The 17148-nt window shown below is 67.6% G+C and carries 17 protein-coding genes; 6 read left to right on the top strand and 11 right to left on the bottom strand.

Translation table 11 applies throughout. From position 1 onward, the window contains the following. Positions 1-60: 60 nt before the first annotated feature. Positions 61-606 carry a hypothetical protein gene (locus tag EPL00_RS01865; RefSeq protein ID WP_202932524.1) on the bottom strand — a complete coding sequence of 182 codons (546 nt, stop codon included), beginning with the start codon at positions 604-606 and terminating at the stop codon, positions 61-63. A gap of 47 nt (positions 607-653) precedes the next feature. Further along, positions 654-818 carry a preprotein translocase subunit Sec61beta gene (locus EPL00_RS01860; protein ID WP_135852105.1) on the bottom strand — a complete coding sequence of 55 codons (165 nt, stop codon included), beginning with the start codon at positions 816-818 and terminating at the stop codon, positions 654-656. 133 nt (positions 819-951) lie between these two features. Here EPL00_RS01860 and trxA point away from each other — a divergent pair, with 133 nt between their 5' ends. Then, positions 952-1218 (top strand): thioredoxin, encoded by a 267-nt coding sequence (trxA, locus tag EPL00_RS01855; protein ID WP_135852106.1) that lies wholly within the window; start codon positions 952-954, stop codon positions 1216-1218. Positions 1219-1311: 93 nt separating this feature from the next. Here trxA and EPL00_RS01850 read toward each other — a convergent pair whose 3' ends face one another. Further along, positions 1312-2793 carry a carboxypeptidase M32 gene (locus tag EPL00_RS01850; RefSeq protein WP_135852107.1) on the bottom strand — a complete coding sequence of 494 codons (1482 nt, stop codon included), beginning with the start codon at positions 2791-2793 and terminating at the stop codon, positions 1312-1314. Positions 2794-2920: 127 nt separating this feature from the next. Between EPL00_RS01850 and EPL00_RS01845 the strand changes: the two genes are divergently transcribed. Continuing rightward, positions 2921-4189, top strand: coding sequence for a WD40/YVTN/BNR-like repeat-containing protein (locus tag EPL00_RS01845; protein ID WP_135852108.1), 1269 nt, complete (start codon positions 2921-2923; stop codon positions 4187-4189). Positions 4190-4222: 33 nt separating this feature from the next. Then, positions 4223-4804, top strand: coding sequence for a preprotein translocase subunit SecD family protein (locus EPL00_RS01840; RefSeq protein WP_135852109.1), 582 nt, complete (start codon positions 4223-4225; stop codon positions 4802-4804). Between the two features lie 5 nt (positions 4805-4809). On the opposite strand, the gene EPL00_RS01835 is transcribed toward EPL00_RS01840, so the two are convergent. The 3 genes from EPL00_RS01835 to EPL00_RS01825 all read right to left on the bottom strand — a co-directional run bounded on the left by EPL00_RS01835 (position 4810) and on the right by EPL00_RS01825 (position 8306). Further along, complete coding sequence (locus EPL00_RS01835) at positions 4810-6339, bottom strand: carboxypeptidase M32 (protein WP_135852110.1); 1530 nt, start codon at positions 6337-6339, stop codon at positions 4810-4812. A 354-nt stretch (positions 6340-6693) separates the two neighbouring features. Continuing rightward, entirely contained in the window at positions 6694-7785 is a 1092-nt protein-coding gene (locus EPL00_RS01830) for a M20 family metallopeptidase (protein ID WP_135852111.1), read from the bottom strand. A gap of 257 nt (positions 7786-8042) precedes the next feature. Beyond that, complete coding sequence (locus EPL00_RS01825; protein WP_135852112.1) at positions 8043-8306, bottom strand: DUF7553 family protein; 264 nt, start codon at positions 8304-8306, stop codon at positions 8043-8045. Between the two features lie 140 nt (positions 8307-8446). Between EPL00_RS01825 and EPL00_RS01820 the strand changes: the two genes are divergently transcribed. Then, on the top strand, positions 8447-9649 hold the full coding sequence (locus tag EPL00_RS01820) for a pentapeptide repeat-containing protein (RefSeq protein WP_202932523.1): 1203 nt from the start codon (positions 8447-8449) through the stop codon (positions 9647-9649). 45 nt (positions 9650-9694) lie between these two features. On the opposite strand, the gene EPL00_RS01815 is transcribed toward EPL00_RS01820, so the two are convergent. From EPL00_RS01815 to EPL00_RS01805, 3 genes are all read right to left on the bottom strand, one after another. Continuing rightward, the gene (locus EPL00_RS01815) at positions 9695-10069 is read right to left on the bottom strand and encodes a hypothetical protein (RefSeq protein ID WP_135852113.1); all 375 of its coding nucleotides are present in this window, start codon (positions 10067-10069) and stop codon (positions 9695-9697) included. Positions 10070-10134: 65 nt separating this feature from the next. Continuing rightward, entirely contained in the window at positions 10135-10812 is a 678-nt protein-coding gene (locus EPL00_RS01810) for a hypothetical protein (protein ID WP_135852114.1), read from the bottom strand. Beyond that, positions 10809-11390, bottom strand: coding sequence for a hypothetical protein (locus tag EPL00_RS01805; protein WP_135852115.1), 582 nt, complete (start codon positions 11388-11390; stop codon positions 10809-10811). Before EPL00_RS01805 ends, EPL00_RS01810 begins: the two co-directional genes overlap by 4 nt. A gap of 127 nt (positions 11391-11517) precedes the next feature. Between EPL00_RS01805 and EPL00_RS01800 the strand changes: the two genes are divergently transcribed. After that, positions 11518-13431 (top strand): PINc/VapC family ATPase, encoded by a 1914-nt coding sequence (locus tag EPL00_RS01800; RefSeq protein ID WP_135852116.1) that lies wholly within the window; start codon positions 11518-11520, stop codon positions 13429-13431. A 50-nt stretch (positions 13432-13481) separates the two neighbouring features. On the opposite strand, the gene EPL00_RS01795 is transcribed toward EPL00_RS01800, so the two are convergent. Further along, positions 13482-13703, bottom strand: coding sequence for a hypothetical protein (locus tag EPL00_RS01795; protein ID WP_135852117.1), 222 nt, complete (start codon positions 13701-13703; stop codon positions 13482-13484). 251 nt (positions 13704-13954) lie between these two features. Here EPL00_RS01795 and EPL00_RS01790 point away from each other — a divergent pair, with 251 nt between their 5' ends. Then, positions 13955-14437 (top strand): pyridoxamine 5'-phosphate oxidase family protein, encoded by a 483-nt coding sequence (locus tag EPL00_RS01790; protein WP_135852118.1) that lies wholly within the window; start codon positions 13955-13957, stop codon positions 14435-14437. Between the two features lie 17 nt (positions 14438-14454). Here the strand turns inward: EPL00_RS01790 and EPL00_RS01785 are convergent, their stop codons facing one another. Continuing rightward, positions 14455-17046: an efflux RND transporter permease subunit gene (locus tag EPL00_RS01785; protein ID WP_135852119.1), complete on the bottom strand. Its 2592-nt coding sequence runs from the start codon at positions 17044-17046 to the stop codon at positions 14455-14457. Positions 17047-17148 lie beyond the last annotated feature (102 nt).

The following is a 17148-nucleotide window of genomic DNA, read 5'->3' as shown; positions in this document are numbered from 1 at the left end:
TCGGTCGCGCGTCAGTCACGAGAACCGTGACTGACGCGCGACCCTACTTCCGGTCACCCGTCAGCCATCCTCGGGATGGCTGACGCGTGACCCCACCCACGTCCCGAGGGTCAACCCGTAGACGGCGTGGCCGACGTGGAACACCAGCGACTCGTCGCGGTCGGGGGCCATCCCCAGAAGGCCCCGCAGGAGGACGCGCTCGCCGACCCACGAGAGCGCGAGGGCGTAGCCCACGCCAGCGAGCAGGCCGACCTCCTCGCGGCGGGCCTCCTCGTCGGGGTCCGCGGTCGGGGCGTCTCGGCCGACGAGCGCGCCCGCCGCCCCGAAGACCGCGCCCGCGACGGTTCCGTAGAGCAGGTGGAGGACGATGGCCGGGCCGGGATAGTCCTCCTCGTCGCCGTCGCCGACGAAGGTCGCCCAGAAGCGCGCGGTCGGCGGGAGCGACCGCGAGATTGGGAGTCGGTACGCGGTCATGACCAGCGTGGCGACGAACCCGCCGACGGCCCCCTCGCGGATTTGCCGGACGCGAGAAGTCGCTGGCGAGGAGGTAGACGAGGAGTCGGCGTGACGCTCACGTTCGGCATCGCCGGTAGAGCGGTGACGCATCTCGAACCAGTACGCGAACGCGAACGAAAGGACTGGTGGCCCGCCCGCTACAGGCCGAGGATGTTCAGAATCTCGATGAGGACGCCGAAGAGGACGCCGAAGGCGACGACGGTCTTGGGGTCGATGCGGATGGCGTTGCGGTCCTCCGCGTCGAAGTAACGAACGAGTCCGGCGCTGGACATCAGTCCGCCGGAGTTCTGGCCACTGCTCATGTACGGTGGTCCGACCGCCCGTCGCCTAAACCTTTCGGAGCGAGCGCGCTCGCGGCGAGGAATCGAACGCGGCAACACGACGCGGGTGGGAAACCCTTATGCGCGAGGCGGGGATAGTTCCGCCAGAACACCCATGACTGTCACGCTGAAGGACTTTTACGCGGACTGGTGTGGCCCCTGCAAGACTCAAGACCCGATCCTCGAGGAGATGGAGGAGGACTGGGGCGAGGTCGAGTTCGAGAAAATCGACGTGGACGAGCATCAGGACGTGGCCAACGAGTATCAGGTGCGCTCGATTCCGACCATCGTGGTCGAGAACGACGACGGCGTGGTCGAGCGATTCGTCGGCGTTACCCAGCGCGACGAACTCGAAGACGCGCTTCAGGAAGCGGGCGCGTAACCCAACCCGACCGACTCGCGTGCGAGTCGAGAACTCAGCTTTTCTTTCGAGCGACGGAGTGCGTGGGCGGAGAGCCAGAATCCGACGCCGAGACTACAGTCCGTAGATGTCGCCGAACTTCTCGTCGGCGTAGTCGAGGAAGTACTCGGCGGTCAGGTCCTCGCCGGTCGCCTCCCGAATCAGTTCGTCGGTGGTGTACCGACAGCCGTGCTGGTGGATATTCTCCGTGAGCCAGTCGCGGATTGGCTGGAAGTCGCCCTCGGCGATGAGACCGCGGGGGTCGTCCAGTTCGTCCTCGATGGTCGCCCAGAGTTGGGCCGCGAGGACGCTCCCGACGGTGTAGTTCTGGAAGCTGGCGAACCCGCCGGTCCAGTGGATGTCCTGTAGACAGCCCTCCGAGTCGGTGTCGGGCCGGACGCCCAGATACTCGTCCATCTTGTCGTTCCACGCGGCCGGAATCTCGCTCACCGCGAGGTCGCCGGAGACGAACTCGCGCTCGATTTCCGACCGCAGGATGATGTGCATGTGGTAGGTGAGTTCGTCGGCCTCGGTCCGGATGAGGTTGTCCGATTCGATACGGTTGGCGGTCCGGTAGGCCTCCTCGGGCGTCACGTCCGAGACCTGCGGGAAGTGGTCTTTCACCGTCGGCAGGACGAGTTCCCAGAACTCCTTGGTCCGACCGACGTGGTTCTCCCAGAAGCGCGACTGGGATTCGTGGACGCCGCTGGACCGGGACTGGCCGAGCGGCGTGCCGTAGGCGTCGTCCCGAAGCCCGAGCGCGTAGGTCGCGTGACCGAACTCGTGGACGGTCGAGCTAACCGCCCCGAGGAGGTCGGTCTCGTCGAACCGGGTCGTGATGCGGGCGTCGAACTGCGTGCCCGACATGAAGGGGTGAGCGGAGGTGTCGAGGCGGCCCCTGTCCCAGTCGTAGTCCAGCAGGTCCAGCACGTCCCGCGAGAGGGCTTCTTGAGCGTCGGTGTCGAAGGTCCCCTCGAAGGCGTCCGGAATCCCCTCGCTGTTTTGAATCTCCTCGATGAGGGGGACCAGCCCCTCCTTCAACTCGTCGAAGATTCGCTCTACCGTGTCGAGTTCGAGGTACGGCTCGCGGTCCTCGAACATGACCTCGTAGGGGTCGCGGTCCGGGTCGATGTGCTGGGCCTTCTCGACCCGGAGGTCCAGCAGGTCCGAGAGAATCGGCTCGAACGCCGAGAAGTCGTCGTTGGCCTTCGCCTCGCGCCAGTCGTCTTGGGCCTCCGACTGGAGGCGACTGTGTTTCTCGACTAGCTCCTCGGGCACCTTCCTCGCGCGGTCGTACTCGCGGCGAAGCTCGCGGACGACCGCGGCCTGCTCGTCGGATAGCTCCTGCTCCTCGGCGGCGTCGAGGAGGTCGCCGGTCTCGTCGGCGGTCAGTTGCTCGTGGGTGACCCCCGAGAGCGCCGACAGTTGTTCGGAGCGGGCGGGCGTGCCGCCCTCGGGCATCATCACCTGCTGGTCCCAGTAGAGGACGCCGCTGCCGTCCTGCAGTGCGGTGATTCGCTTACATCGGTCGAGTAAATCGTCGTACGCGTCGGCCATACCGTCCTCTCGGCTCCCCGACGTATCAAAATGAGGGTGGCGGCGAGGAGCGTGGGGTTCGTCACCGAACCACGCTGTCACCCCGCCGGTCGTAAGACCCGAGTGTCCCAGTCTCCAACTACCGTCGATGGAAGCACCGAACCGCGCCGACGGGTTCGGCCCGTACTTCAAGCGGTACACCAAGACGTGGCAACACGCGGTCGCGACCGCCGCGCTCACGGCGTTCGGGATGCTGACGTTCGTGGACAAGCTATTCGCCATTGTCGCTATCTCCGCGTACGTCCTGCCGCCGCTGGTGCTGTACGCGCGGCGGTCCCCGGCCGAGCGAGCGCCGTCGTCGGACGCCGAGGAGGCCCCCACTGCCGACGAAACCCCGACTACCGACGAGACCCCGACCGCCGCCGACGAGTCACCGACGACGGAGGCCGACGGGACGCCCGACGACGAGCGAACCCCGAGCCCGACCCCGGACGACGAGGAGTCCACGGCCGCGGAGGCTCCGACGCCCGACTGGGAGGCGGCGACGGTGCCGACCGACGCGGCGCTCCTCGACGCGGCGGTGACGGGCGACGGCGCGTACGCGGTCGGCGCGGGCGGAGTCGTCGTCGGCGACGACGGCGAGGGCTGGACCGAACTGCTGGCCGACGGCCCGCGCGCCGGGTCGAACGCGCTCCGAGGAGTCGCCGCGGTCGAAGAGGGCGGCGTCTGGGTCGCGGGCGAGAACGGTGCCCTCGGGCGACTCGACCCCGCGACCGGGCGGCACGTCGATTACTCCGCGCCGGACGGCGACTCCTCGAATCTCGTGGACGTGGCCGCGGCCGGGTCCGGTGGGGCCGAGTCGGCGGGCGACGAGACCCTCCTCGTCGTGAACGGGTCGGGCGAGGTCCGGCGCGGGCGGTACCGTAACGGCGACCTGAAGTGGGCCGACCCGACGACGCCGGGGAGCGGGTCGAGTCTGGCCGGGGTCGCGCTCGCCGACGAGTCGGCGGGCTACGCCTGCGACACGAGCCAGTCGGTCTTCGAGACGACCGACGGCGGCCGGAGTTTCGAGGAGGTCGGCGTGGACGCCGACGGCACGCTGACCGACGTGGCGACGACCGGCCCCGGAGCGTGCGCGGTCAGCGCCGACGACGGCGTGATCCACCGGTACGACGGCGACCGGTGGACGCCCGAGCGACTGGCCGACGAGCCGATTCTGGCGGTCGCGCTCGGCGGCGAGCGCGGCCTCGCGTGCGGCGAGGGCGGCGCGTACGAGCGCGAGGGCGCTGGCGGGTGGGAGCGCGAGACGACGCCAGCGATGGGGGCGCTCCGGAGCGTCGCGCTCGGCGTGTCGAGGGCGGTCGCGGTCGGCGAGGACGGGACCGTGGTCGAGCGCGGCATCGGGTCGGGAACCTAAACGCTTTTAGTGGAATTTATCCAACAAATTCGTATGCCCTCTCGAAGACAGGTCCTCGCGGCGGGGTGTCTCGCGCTGGTCGGGAGTTCCGGATGCGCGCAGATTCGGCGAGCGGTCTCGGCCGGAGACGCCGGTGGCGAGGCGACGACGGACGACGAGTCCACCGCGGATTCTGAGACCACCGACACGGGAACCGAGACGAAAACGAGCGCGGCGTCGCCCGAGGAGTTCCGAATCGCGGTCGCGGACGGCGAGAGCGAGGAGAACGGCAAGAGCGAGGAGGGCGACGACGAGACGGAACTCGTCACGGGCGCGGACGTGGCCTCCGTGGGCGAGGTCGAACAGGCCAGAGGCGGCGGCTACCAGTTGGCCGTCGAACTGACCGACGAGGGGACCGCGGCGTTCGCCGACGGCCTCGAATCGGTCGGCGCGTTCGAGACTCCTACTGCCCACGTCATCCGGACGTACTTCGAGGGCGAGATGCTCACGGAGGCGACCCTCGGGCCGGGGCTGGCGAGCGAAATCGAGTCCGGCGAGTGGAGCGGCGAGTTCCTGTTTCGGGTCTCGGAGCGCGCGGCGGTGGAAGAAGTGAGAGCCGCGTTAGATGGGAACTGAACCGGCTACTGGTAGTCGTCCAGTTCGTACAGTTCGCCGTACTTCGACTTCACGTAGTCGAGGAAGTAGTCGGCGGTGTACTCTTCTCCCGTGGCCTGCCGAATCAGTTCGTCGGTGGTGTACCGCGAGCCGTGCTGGTGGACGTTCTCGGTCAGCCAGTCGTGGAGGTCCTCGAAGTCGCCCTCCGCGATTTTCTCGTCCAGATTCTCGATTTCGTCGTCGGCGCTAGCGTACAGTTGGGACGCCAGCACGCTCCCGAGCGAGTAGGTCGGGAAGTAGCCGAAGTCGCCGTGGCTCCAGTGGATGTCCTGCAGACAGCCCTCGGCGTCGGAGTCGGGACGGACGCCGAGGTACTCCTCGTACTTGTCGTTCCAGACCTCGGGCACGTCCTCCACGTCGAGGTCGCCCCGAATCAGGTCGCGCTCGATTTCGAAGCGGACGATGATGTGCATGTGGTAGGTGAGTTCGTCCGCCTCGACCCGGATGAGGTTGTCCTCGTAGACCTCGTTGGCCGCCTCGTACACGTCGTCCACGCTGGCGTCGGCCAGCTTCTCGGGGAATCGGTCCTTGACTTTCGGCAGGAACCGCTCCCAGAACGCCCGCGAGCGCCCGACGTGGTTCTCCCAGAGGCGCGACTGGGACTCGTGGACGGTCATGTCGCGGGACTCGCCCAGCGGCGTGCCGTACTCCTCGCGGGGCAGGCCGAGGGTGTAGGTCGCGTGACCGAACTCGTGGACCGTCGCCATCAGCGCGCCGAGGGGTTCGTCGGGCGAGAAGCGCGTCGTGACGCGGGCGTCGAACTGGTTGCCCGACGAGAAGGGGTGGGGCGCGGTGTCCAGACGGCCGTGGTCCCAATCGTAGCCCAGCGTGTCCAGCACGTCGCGCGCGAGGTCTTCCTGCGTGTCGGTGTCGAACTCCCCGTCGAAGGTGTCGGTCGCGAGGTCGGCGTCCGACTCCCGGACCGCCTCGACCAGCGGGACTAGCTCGTCGCGGAGTCGGTCGAGGACGCGCTCGGCGGTGTCCACGCCGAGGTACGGCTCGTACTCCTCGAACAGGACCTCGTAGGGGTCGCGGTCGGGGTCGATGTGTTCGGCGTACTCGCGCTTGAGTTCGACCAGCTTTTCGAGCGTCGGCGCGAACTTCGAGAAGTCGTCTTCCTCTTTGGCCTCCTGCCAGACCGGCATCGCCTCCGACGAGACCTCCGAAATCTCCTCGACGAGGTCTTGGGGCACGCTGGCGGCCCGGTCGCGCTCGCGCCGGACCTCGCGGACGACCGCGGCCTCCTCGTCGGACAGCTCACCGGCTTCGAGGTCGTCCAACTGCCGGGCCATCTCGTCGGACGTGAGCAGTTCGTGGGTCACGGTCGAGAGCGCCGAGCGCTGTTTCGACCGGGCGGGCGTGCCGCCCTCGGGCATCATGACCTCTTGGTCCCACCCGAGTATCCGCCCGGCCTGCTGGAGATTCGTCAGACGCTGCACCTGCTGAAGGAACTCCGAGTACGTGTCGGACGCCTCGTCGGCGGCTTCGCTTGACATCGGCCGGTCGTAGGGTGTCACACATTATCAAAAGCCGGGTTTCGAATCGAAAGATAGACTCTACAATCACCACCAGCAGACGCCCGACGACACGGACTACCGCGAACGCCCGACAACGCAGACCACCGACGAACGCCCGACGAGACGAACCACCGTGGGCGGGGTAAAGGGGCCGGTCGCTGGCGTACAGTTTAGTCGTCTCTGCGGGCCACTATTCGCGGCGGGCGGTGCTGAGAGCCGCGAATATCCCGCAGAGCGACCGCCAGCGACCGGGGGCTTTCGAGGCGTTCTTCTCCCCCTTCTTTGCGGTCACCTGCGGGGAACCGGGAAATCATCACGAACGAGAAACAGCAATTAGAACCCTTCAGCGACGCCCCGATAAATCTCGTAACACCGGTCCAGCACCTCGATACTCGCGCTCTCGTCTTTCGTGTGGGCCTCGCCGGGTTCGGCCGCGCCACAGACCACGCAGGTCGTCCCGGCCTCCGCGAGCCACCCGGCGTCCGTCGCGTGGGGCTTCGAGACGAGTTGGGGCGCGTGTTCGGCTCCCGCTTGCGCGTCCCGCGCCGCGTCGAGGACCGTCTCGGCGAACTCCTCGTCGTCACAGCGCATCGGCGGGAGGTCTTGGTCCACGGTCCACTCGACGCCCTCGACCTCTTCGACGCGTTCCAAGGGGGCGCGCTCGCCGGGGACCGTCCGCTCGTCCACCGTGACTTCGCACCCCTCCGGAATCACGTTCCACGCGCTCCCGCCGTCGATTCCGGTGACGGCGACGCTCCCCCGGACCTCCTCGCCCAACACCTCGACCGCCGGAAAGTCGAGGTCCCGAATCACGTCCACCGCGTCGCAGGCCCGGTAGACCGCGTTCTCGCCGGACTCCGGTTCGCTGGCGTGGGCGGCCGCGCCGCGGGCGGTGACGGTGCTTCCCCGGCGACCCTTGTGCGCGACCGCCACGTCGGTCACGCCGGGAGCGGAGTACCCCGTCGAACCCTCGCCGACGACCGCGTAGTCGGGGGCGAAGCCCTCCTCGATGGCGGCCCGCGCGCCGACGCCGCCCTGCTCCTCGCCGACGAAACTGGCGAAGACGAGTTCCGGACCCGAACCGGCGAGCGTCGCGTCCCGGAACGCGAGCATCGCGGCCGCGACCGCGCCCTTCATGTCGGCGGTGCCCCGGCCGTAGAGGCGGCCGTCGCGCTCCTCGACGACGTACTCGCCGTCGTCGGTGGTCTGGGAGTCGGCTGGCGGCACCACGTCGTGGTGGCCCACGAGCGCGACCGAGGAGGCCCCCGAACCGCGGGTGGCGAGGACGTTCCCGGTCTCGTCGCGCGTTACCTCGGCGTCGGTCTCCTCGCGGAGCCAGTTCTCGATGCAGTCGCCCGCCGCGGCCTCGTCGTCGTGGGAGGGAATCGAGACGAGTTGGCGGGTCAGTTCGGTGATATCGCTCATAGCCGAGGTGTGGACCGCGAGACGCTTGAACTCGTGGGTCGCGGAAGCGGACCGGCGCGGCGGTTCGCTCGGACTGCCATGGAACCGTCGGCGTCGCGGGAGACTCCCGCGCGGTCGGCGGCCGCGAGAGACTGCCGCGCGGGGTCCTCCGCATCGACGGGAAATCCGACGGCTCCTCGTCGTTCGAGAAACACGGATACGTCGTTACTTGAGCAACCGTTGGCTATTTTTGAGAAATAAGAATCGGGTTAAGACGGCTACAGTTGCTCGCGCTCGTACTCCCGGAGTTGCTCCTGCAACCGGTCGAGTTCGGCGGCCGTCTCGCCGTCTGCGTCGTCGCTCAGGCGGTCTATCTCCGCGCGAAGCTCCTTGATGCGGTCGGGTTGGGCGGCGTTCTCGCCCGACTCCATCCCCGCGAGCGCCTCCTCGATGGAGTCGAGGCTCAGTCGCACGTCGCGGTCGGCGTCGGTGTCCTCCCGAACGCGCCGAATCTCCTCGTGAATCGCGCCGAGTTCGACCATGCTCGGTTCGACGCGCGCCACGCGAAAAGAGGTGACGGCCTCCTCGGTTCTCGAAATCGGCCGGGAGACCGGTCAGCGCGTCGTCGCCTCCCTGACGGGTCGGGCACAAAGTGAAAGGGCGAGCGCGAACTACGTGGCCCATGTCTGGGGAGATGCAGTCTACCAGTGGGGACTCGGGGACGAACGCCGAGGAGCGCGCGGTGAAGGTCACCGACGAGCAGGCGGAGGGCGTCTCCACGGAGCGCCCGACGACCGTGGAGGGGCGATGCGGGTACACCCACGAGGCCAGCGCGGTGACGGGCCTCGGCGGGGTCTGTTGTTGGCGGCCGACGTGGGGCGACACCGACCGGTGCATCTGGCACGCCGACGTGGCCCAGAAGCCCTCGCGGGAACTGGAGAGCGCCGCGCCGACCGTCGGCGACCGCCTCGACGGCGCGATATTCCGGGACGTGGAGTTGTCAGGGAGCGACTGGCTCGCGGGCCGGACCGTCACCGACGCGCGATTCGTCAACTGCAACCTCGAAGACGCCGACGTGAGCGGCGCGGACCTCCGGTACTCCCACTTCGAGGGCGTGGACGCCCAGTCGGTGAACCTCCGCGGGTCGAACCTCGAACACACCGAGTTCCACCGCACCGACCTCCGAGGAGCGGACCTCTGTGGCGCGCGCCTCCACTACGCCGTCTTCGACAACGCGCGCATCGCCGAGTCCACCAACTTCGGGAACAACGTCGTCTACGAGGAGGAACTGCTGGACGCCGAGAACGACGAGTTCACCTCGCTCCGCGTCCAGCGCGAGTTGGAGAGTAACGACGACCGGATGGACCGCTACGAGGCGGCCCACTGGACCTACAAGGAACTCCAGCAACTCACCGAGGAGAACGGCCTGACCGCGGCCTCGCGGAACTACTACCTCCAGCAGAAGGACGTTCGCAGGCGGGAGGCGTGGGAGTACGGCTCGTACCCGCGCGCGCTGGCCAAGGAGGCGTGGCGGTGGACGACCGGCTACGGGTCGAACCCGTGGCGGGTCATCGCCACCGCCGCGGCCGTCATCGTCGTCTGTGCGGTCCTGTTCCCGCTGTTAGGCGAGGTCCACGCCGGGACGCCGAGCGGGACGCCAGTGAAGTACTTCTTCGACCCCGGCATGGGGCTGTACTACAACTTCGTCGTGTTCCTCCACAGCCTCTATTTCAGCGTCGTCACCTTCGCCACGCTGGGCTACGGCGACATGCAACCAGTCCTCATCGGCGCGCAGGCCATCGCGGCCGCCGAGGCGCTGTTCGGCCAACTGCTGATGGCCCTGTTGGTGTTCGTCATGACCCGGAACGTGACGTGGTCGGAGTAGAGAATCGCGGGTTGCACGTCCGAGCGTAGCGTTGGCGAAGGCTCGTCAGATGCTACAGTCGTCCACGTACTCGAAGCCCTCGCCGTAGTCGTCGGGACCGCCGTCGTAGTCGTCGTCCTCGGGGTCCGCTCCGGAGTCGTCGCGCGGGACGAAATCTGGCGGGTCGGAGTCCGAAGGGTCGGTCTCGCCGCGGTCGAACGCGTGCGGGTCTCGCTTGCCACGGTCGGCGTCGGACTCGTCGGCGCTGGCGGCGGCGTCGCCGAATCGGGCCGCCGCGTCGTCGGCGTCCTCCTCGTCGGCCAGTTTTCGCTCGATGGCGTCGGCGACCCACGCTTCCAGCGACTCGCCGCCGTCGAGGTGGTCGTCGATGCGCGCCTTCGTGTCGGCTTCGACCGTGACCACGAGGTGTTCGTGACGCATGACCCGCGGTACGTGACTCGGGCGGATAAGTCGGTCGTCCGTTCCGGTCGTTTCGGACCGCCCTGCTATCGCTCGTCCACCGCCTCGGCGGCCTCGTCCGCGGCGCTGTCCGGTCGGGCCACGTCGAACGCGGCGACGACGAGCGCCCCGACCTGATTGAACACGAGGTCGTTTATCACGTCGTCCAGCCCGTACTGGACCAGCAGAGCCCTCCCGCCGAGCATCGAGGCGACCTGTTCGGTCCCGAACTCCATGATCTCCCAGAGGACGCCGAACGCCATGACGAACACGAGGAGAAACGCGAACTGGAGTTCGCTCGGGAGTTCGGTCTCGGCGGACTCCTCGTCGATAGTCACGACCGTCACGTAGCCAGCGCCCGCGACGACCGACGCCGAGAGGGCGTGGGCCACCGAATCGTACCACGGCAACTGCTGGTAGGGACCCAGTATCCCGACCGCGTGGACGAACACCGCCGTCGAAATCCAGAGGACGTAGCCAGCGTCGAGCGAGATGCCAGCGTCCCGCCGGAGGAGCGCCGGGACGAACGTGACCCCGAGCGCGAGCGCCCCGTTGACTGCGACGCCGGTCTCTCCTCGGTAGAGACCGTACCCGACGATACCGACCAGTCCGAGTTGGAGCAGGCGGACCAGCCAGCGTTCGCGCTCCTCGGACAGCAGGTCGTCGCCCGCGTCGTCGGCGTCGCCCGCGTCGTCGAGGCTCTCGTCGTCCAGCACGTCGGTCATCCGCCACCCTCCGGGAGGTCTGAGGCGCGCTCGTCGCTCGGTTCGACCACCTCGAAGTGGACCTCGAAGACGCCCGCCGCGAGGACCCCGGCGACGGTCGCGCGGATGAACTCCCGCATCACCGCGTCGGTCGTGGTGAGCAACTCGGTGCCGAGCCACTGGTCGGACGCGAACTGGAGGACCGCCCAGAGACCGATGGCCGCCATCGTCGTCAGCACGACCGTCAGGTCCGCGAACCACGAAGCCATCTCCGTCTCGGTGAACAGCGCCAACTCGACCACGACCGCGAGCGCCACCGCCGCGACCCCGCCGTAGACCGCGAAGTCGGTTAGCCACGGGAGGTCGAACGCCCGCGTCACCGCGGGCAGGGCTGCCAGTCCGGTCACGGAAGGCGGGAGGACGACGCCCGCGTCTCGGGACGCGACCGGCGGGAGGACTACCACGACGAGCGCCACGCCGAGGAGTACCGCCCACACGAGGTCGTCGGTCAGGACGCTCTCGACTATCGCCACGGCGAGGAGGCCGACGAAGAGCCAACTGAACTGGCGGGCGCGCTCCTCGGACAGCGTATCGAACACGGACGAACGAAGGGCGTCCACGCGATTGAAGCTTGTTGCCTCGCGGACGCGACTGGGCGCGCAGCGGCCCGCGCTATCCGGTTGTCGAAGCATACGTCTTATGAGCGCGCCGTCCCAAGAGTGGTGCATGAACGTTCTACCGGACACGAGCGTCGTCATCGACGGCCGGATTTCCGAGCGGGTAGGGGGCGCTGCTTCGGAGAAGCAGCGGAAAGACGGTGAAGCCGTCGATGGCGAGTTCGCGGGCGCGACGGTGCTGATTCCGGAGGCGGTCGTCGCCGAACTCGAAGGACAGGCCAACCGGGGACAGGAGAGCGGGTGGGACGGCCTCTCGGAGCTTCAGCGCCTCGCGGACCTCGCCGACGACGGCGACATCGAACTCGAGTACGTCGGCGAGCGCCCGGACCCCGAGGCCGCGGGCCGCGCTCACGAGGGCGAAATCGACGCCCACATCCGGGAGTTGGCCGCCGACCACGACGCCACGTTCGTCACCAGCGACAGCGTGCAGGCCGAGGTGGCGAAGGCGAAGGGCCTCGACGTGGAGTACATCGCGCCGAAGACCGACGACGGCGAAATCGGTCGCCTCGCCATCGAGGAGTTCTTCGACGACCAGACGATGAGCCTCCACCTCCGGGCGGGGGTCGCGCCGATGGCCAAGCGCGGCGACATCGGCGAGATGCACTACCAGCAGATACGCGACGAGGTCTCGACCGAGGAGCAACTCAAGGAGTACGCCAGCGAGATTATCGACTCCGCCAAGCGAAGTAACGAGGGCTTTATCGAACTCTCCGAGCAGGGGATGACCATCGTCCAGTTCCGCGACTACCGCATCGCGGTCGCGGAACCGCCGTTCGCCGACGCGTGGGAGATAACCGCGGTTCGGCCCATCGTCAAGACCGACATGGAGGACTACGAGTTCGCCGACGAACTCAAGGAGCGACTGCTGGAACACCAGCGCGGCGTCCTCATCTCGGGGTCGCCCGGTGCCGGGAAGTCCACGTTCGCGCAGGCGGTCGGCGAGTTCCTCGCGGACAACGACTTCGCGGTCAAGACGATGGAGAAGCCCCGCGACTTGCAGGTCGGTCCCGAAATCACCCAGTATACCGAGTTGAGCGGCGAGATGGAGAAGACCGCCGACTCCCTGCTGATGGTCCGGCCCGACTACACCATCTACGACGAGGTGCGCAAGACCGACGACTTCGAGGTGTTCGCCGACATGCGACTCGCGGGCGTCGGGATGATCGGCGTCGTCCACGCGACGCGCGCCATCGACGCGCTCCAGCGACTCGTCGGCCGGGTCGAACTCGGCATGATTCCCCAAATCGTGGACACCGTCGTCTACATCGAGGCCGGGAAGGTCGAGAAGGTCTACGACGTGACCACGCAGGTGAAGGTGCCCGAGGGCCTGATGGAGGAGGACCTCGCGCGCCCGGTCATCATGATTCAGGACTTCGAGACCGGCCGCCCCGAGTACGAGATTTACACCTTCAACCGGCAGGTCGTCACCGTGCCGCTCAACGAGGGCGAGCGCGAGGAGAGCGGCGTCTCGAAACTCGCAAAGCAGGAGATAGAGCGGGAGATTCAGTCGGTCGCCCGCGGTGCCGTCGAGGTCGAGGTCCAAGGCCAGAACCGCGCCACGGTCTACGTCACCGAGGACGACATCTCCTACGTCATCGGCAAGGGCGGCGGCCGCATCGAGGACATCGAGAACCGACTGGGCATCGACATCGACGTGCGGACCCACGACGAGAACCCGCAGTCCTCCTCGGGCGCGGGCGGCGCTGGCGGTGCGAGCGCGGGCGCAGGCGGCGGGGCCTCGCGCGGCGAGGTCGTGACTCCCGAAATCACCTCCCGGCACATCGTCCTGCCGACCGATGGCCACGCAGGCGAGACGGTCGAGGTGCAGGCCGACGGCGAGTACCTGTTCACCGCGACGGTCGGTCGGGGCGGCGACATTCAGGTCTCGCGCGGGAGCGCCATCGCCGAGGAGTTGGAGCGCGCTATCGACCGCGAGCAGGCAATTACGGTCGTCGGGGCGTAGCGGGGTCAGACGTTCGGCCGACCCGATTCGAGGTCGGCCCATCGAGGAGACTACAGTTCCGCGAGTTCGTCGGTCAGATCATCGTCCAACTGCCGTTTCAGGACGCGGAAGTTGGCGGCCCTCTCGTCGCCGACGAGCGAGCGCAACTGCTCGTAGGATATTTCGTCGTCGTAGTACGCACCGGCGATTTCTTGGTCGGTCCGGGAGGAGTCGGCCTGCGCCTTCAACCGCGAGGAGTCACGGTCCTCGCGGGGCGTCTCGTCTTCGGTCACGTTCGTCTTCAGTCACGCGTCCATCGTAACGATACTGGTTGCAGGGCGGATAGATTACCCGGCGACCGCTTCGACGGCACCCCTAAAATACACTATATTTTTCGGAGTCGGCCGTCGCCGACGATTCGTCTCGCCTCACAAAAAATCCGTCACGATTCGTCGCCAGCACCAGCCTGCACGCTCTGTTCTCAGTTCCTTGGAATCGGATGCCGGTTATATAGACACCGTACGTCAATGGACAGACACCAACGATGTCTACCGACGAGTTCGTAGAGGACGACGACTGCGTATCGGACGACAGATGGTCCGACGTGCGGATGCGTTCCGACGCCGCGAGTGCCTTTCTGGAACGGAAGGGGTGGGGATGCCTGACGCTCGCGGACGGTGGGTGTGCCTACTCGATTCCGATGTCGTTCGGGTACGACGGCGACGAGACCGTCTACTTCCACCTCCAGACCGACGAGCGAAGCGAGAAGATGTCGTACCTCGACGCGACCGAACGGGCGACGCTCCTCGTTCCCGAGGTCGAACCGCCCGATTGGACGAGCGTCGTCGTCCGCGGTCCGATCGAGGCGGTCCCCGACGACGAGATAGACGACGCCTACGTCGCGTGCGCGGAGAACGCGTGGTTCCCGGCCTGTCCGTGGCCCGACGACCGCGACCCGACCGACCTCGAATTCTACAAACTGGTGGCCGACGAGTTGACCGGGCGGACCTCCGTCGTCGGACAGTAATCCGTCCGCCGACTCGGTTAGTCGCCGGTCGCGCCGACCGTCGCCTCGCCGACCGGCGTGTCGGTGCCGAGATAGCGGTACCACAGCACCAGCAGACTCGGCAGGACCACCACGCTGGAGAGGAACGCGAACACGATGGTCGTCCCCGTGACGAGTCCGAACCGCTGGAGCGAGGGCACCAGCGCGAACAGCAGGACGCCGAACCCGCCAGCGGTCGTGACCGCGCTCGCCAGTAGCGCGCCGCCGGTCCCCGCCAGCGTGGTCTCTAGCGCCGCGGTCGCGCTCCCTGCCCTCGCCAACTCCTCGACGAACCGCTCGCTGATGTGGATGGCGTAGTCCACGCCGATGCCGATGGCGATGCTGGCGATGATGGCCGTCTCGGTGTTGAACGGGATGCCGAGCAGGTACATCGCGCCGAGAATCCAACTCAGCGCGAAGACGACCGGGACCATCGTGACCGCGCCCAGCGAGAGGGTGCCGTAACGCCGGTAGAAGATGACCGTCAGAAACGAGACGATGACTCCGAGCGTGATGAGGAACGTCTGGACAAGCGTCGAGAGCAGGCCCTGCTGGACGATTTCGTTGATTATCGGTTGCCCGGTCGCGGTCGCGGTCAGGTCGCTGTCGGTCTCGACGACCGCGGCGACCGCCCGCATCTCGCTGGTGACGGTGCCAGTGTCGGCCCCGCCGCGGATGGCGACCGCGAGGCGGAGCGCGCGATACTCGCCGTCGTCGGTGCGGTAGACGACCGCGGCCGCCTCGTCGGGGGCCGTGGCGTACAGCGCGTCGTAGACCGCTTCGAGGTCGCGGTCGGGAATCCCGTCGCCGTCGGCGTCGCGCTCGGCGACCACCTGCGCGAACGAGTCGTTCCGCGCCGAGACGCGCCGAATCGTAGAGATGGGGCCGTCCACGCTCGGTCGCCCGCTGGCGAGCGTGATGGCACTCGAAGACCGGTTTATCTCCTCGCGGGCGGCCGCGAGCCGGTCGAGCGTGTTCGGCGACGCGACCGGGCCTTCCACGAGTATCTGAGCCTGCGAGCGGTCGCGCGACTGGACGAAGTTGTCGTTGAGGTAGACGACGTTCTCCCGGAGGTCGTAGTCGCCCGGCCGGAGCGGGCCGGGCAGCGAGTCCATCCAGTCGGGAGAGTCCCGCGGCAGGAAGTCCACCTGATTGATGGAGGTGTCGATGTCGGTGGCGGCGTAGGCACCGCCCGCGCTCGCCACGAGTGCGACGAGGACGATGGCGACGGGAAGCTTGCGGGCCGCGGTCGCGCCGACTCCGAGCAGGCGGTTGGCCGCGCTCGTACCGGTGCCGAACGCGCGCTTGCGGCGGTCGAACCCGAGCCGTTCGAGGAGACCGTCGAGTTCGAGTTTGAGCGCGGGCAGGAGTCCGGCGAAGACGACGAACGCCGAGACGATGCCGAACGCCGAGACGAGACCGAACTGGCGGATTGACTCGATGGGACTGACGAGGTTCGAGGTGAACCCGACCGCGGTGGTGAAGGTGGTCGCCGCCAAGGCGACGGTCACGCCAGCGAGTCCGGCCCGCATCGCCTCGCGGGGAGCGCGCTCGGGGGCGTCGGCTCTGGCCTCCCGATAGCGCATCACGACGTGGAGCGCGTAGTCGATGGAGAGACCGATGAGGAGGAACGGGACCGCGATGAGAATCTGGGTCACGCCGATTCCGGCCCACCCCATGAACCCGCCCATCCAGACGAGGACCAGCAGGGTCCCGGCGAGGCCGAGAATCACGTCCACGAGGTCCCGATAGGCGACGAACAGGACCCCGACGACCAACAGGAACGCGAAGGGCGTGATGACCGCGAAGCTCTCGCCGGTCGCCCGCCCGGACTCCTCGTCCACGATGCCCGCGCCGAAGACGAACGCGTCGGTCGATTCGACCGTCCGGTCGGCGATGGTCTGGGTGGCGAGTTGGGCCGCGATTATCTCGTCGGAGAGGGCGTCGCCCGACGAGTCGGCTTGTTGGAAGACGAAGACGACGCGCGCGGAGGCGGTGGTCGTCCCCGGTTCGTAGTCGGTCGCCAGCAGGGTGAAGGGGTCCACCGGTCCCGCGGCGGTTCGGTCGGGGTTCAAGACGGTCAGGAGAACGCGGTCGATTTCCGACTGGGACATCGACTCCAGTTGCGCGATTTGGGCGTCCAGCGACGGCGGTCTGGCAGGCGGCGCGCCAGCGCCGGTCGCGTTCGAGTCACCGCCGGACGACCGCTCCTGTCGCATCGCGGCGGTCGCCACGAGGTTCGAGAGGCCGACCGTCGATTGTCCCTCGCGGAGCGTCGCGTTCACCGTCTCGTTCTCCCGGAGTCGCTGTTGGAGCCTGAGCGTCTCGATTAGCGACTCCTTGGTCAACACGTCGTCTCCTCGGACGACGACCTGTGCGACGGAGGTGTTCTCGTCGCCGGTGGTGAAGTTCGACTGGAGGTAGTCGAGTTTCTGGGCTTCGGTCGAATCGCTCCCGAAGCTGGCGATTGTCAGTCCGGCGTCGATGTTCGCGGCACCGTACCCGACCGCGGCGGTCGAGACGAGGAGAACCGCGAGGACGACCTTGCTGTACGTCGTCAGCGCGTCGGCGTATCTGTCGGCGAAACCCATCGTTGCTCGGGAGGTTCGCGCTCATAGTATAAATGGTTGTAGATTTCTACAATAACACGTCGCTCCGGGCGACCCGAAATCCCTTAATCACGAGGAGCGCCT

The organism is Halorussus salinus, from assembly GCF_004765815.2.
GTDB lineage: Archaea > Halobacteriota > Halobacteria > Halobacteriales > Haladaptataceae > Halorussus > Halorussus salinus.
The sequence above is the reverse complement of the archived record's forward strand: the minus strand, read 5'-3'. Positions and strand labels throughout refer to the sequence as shown.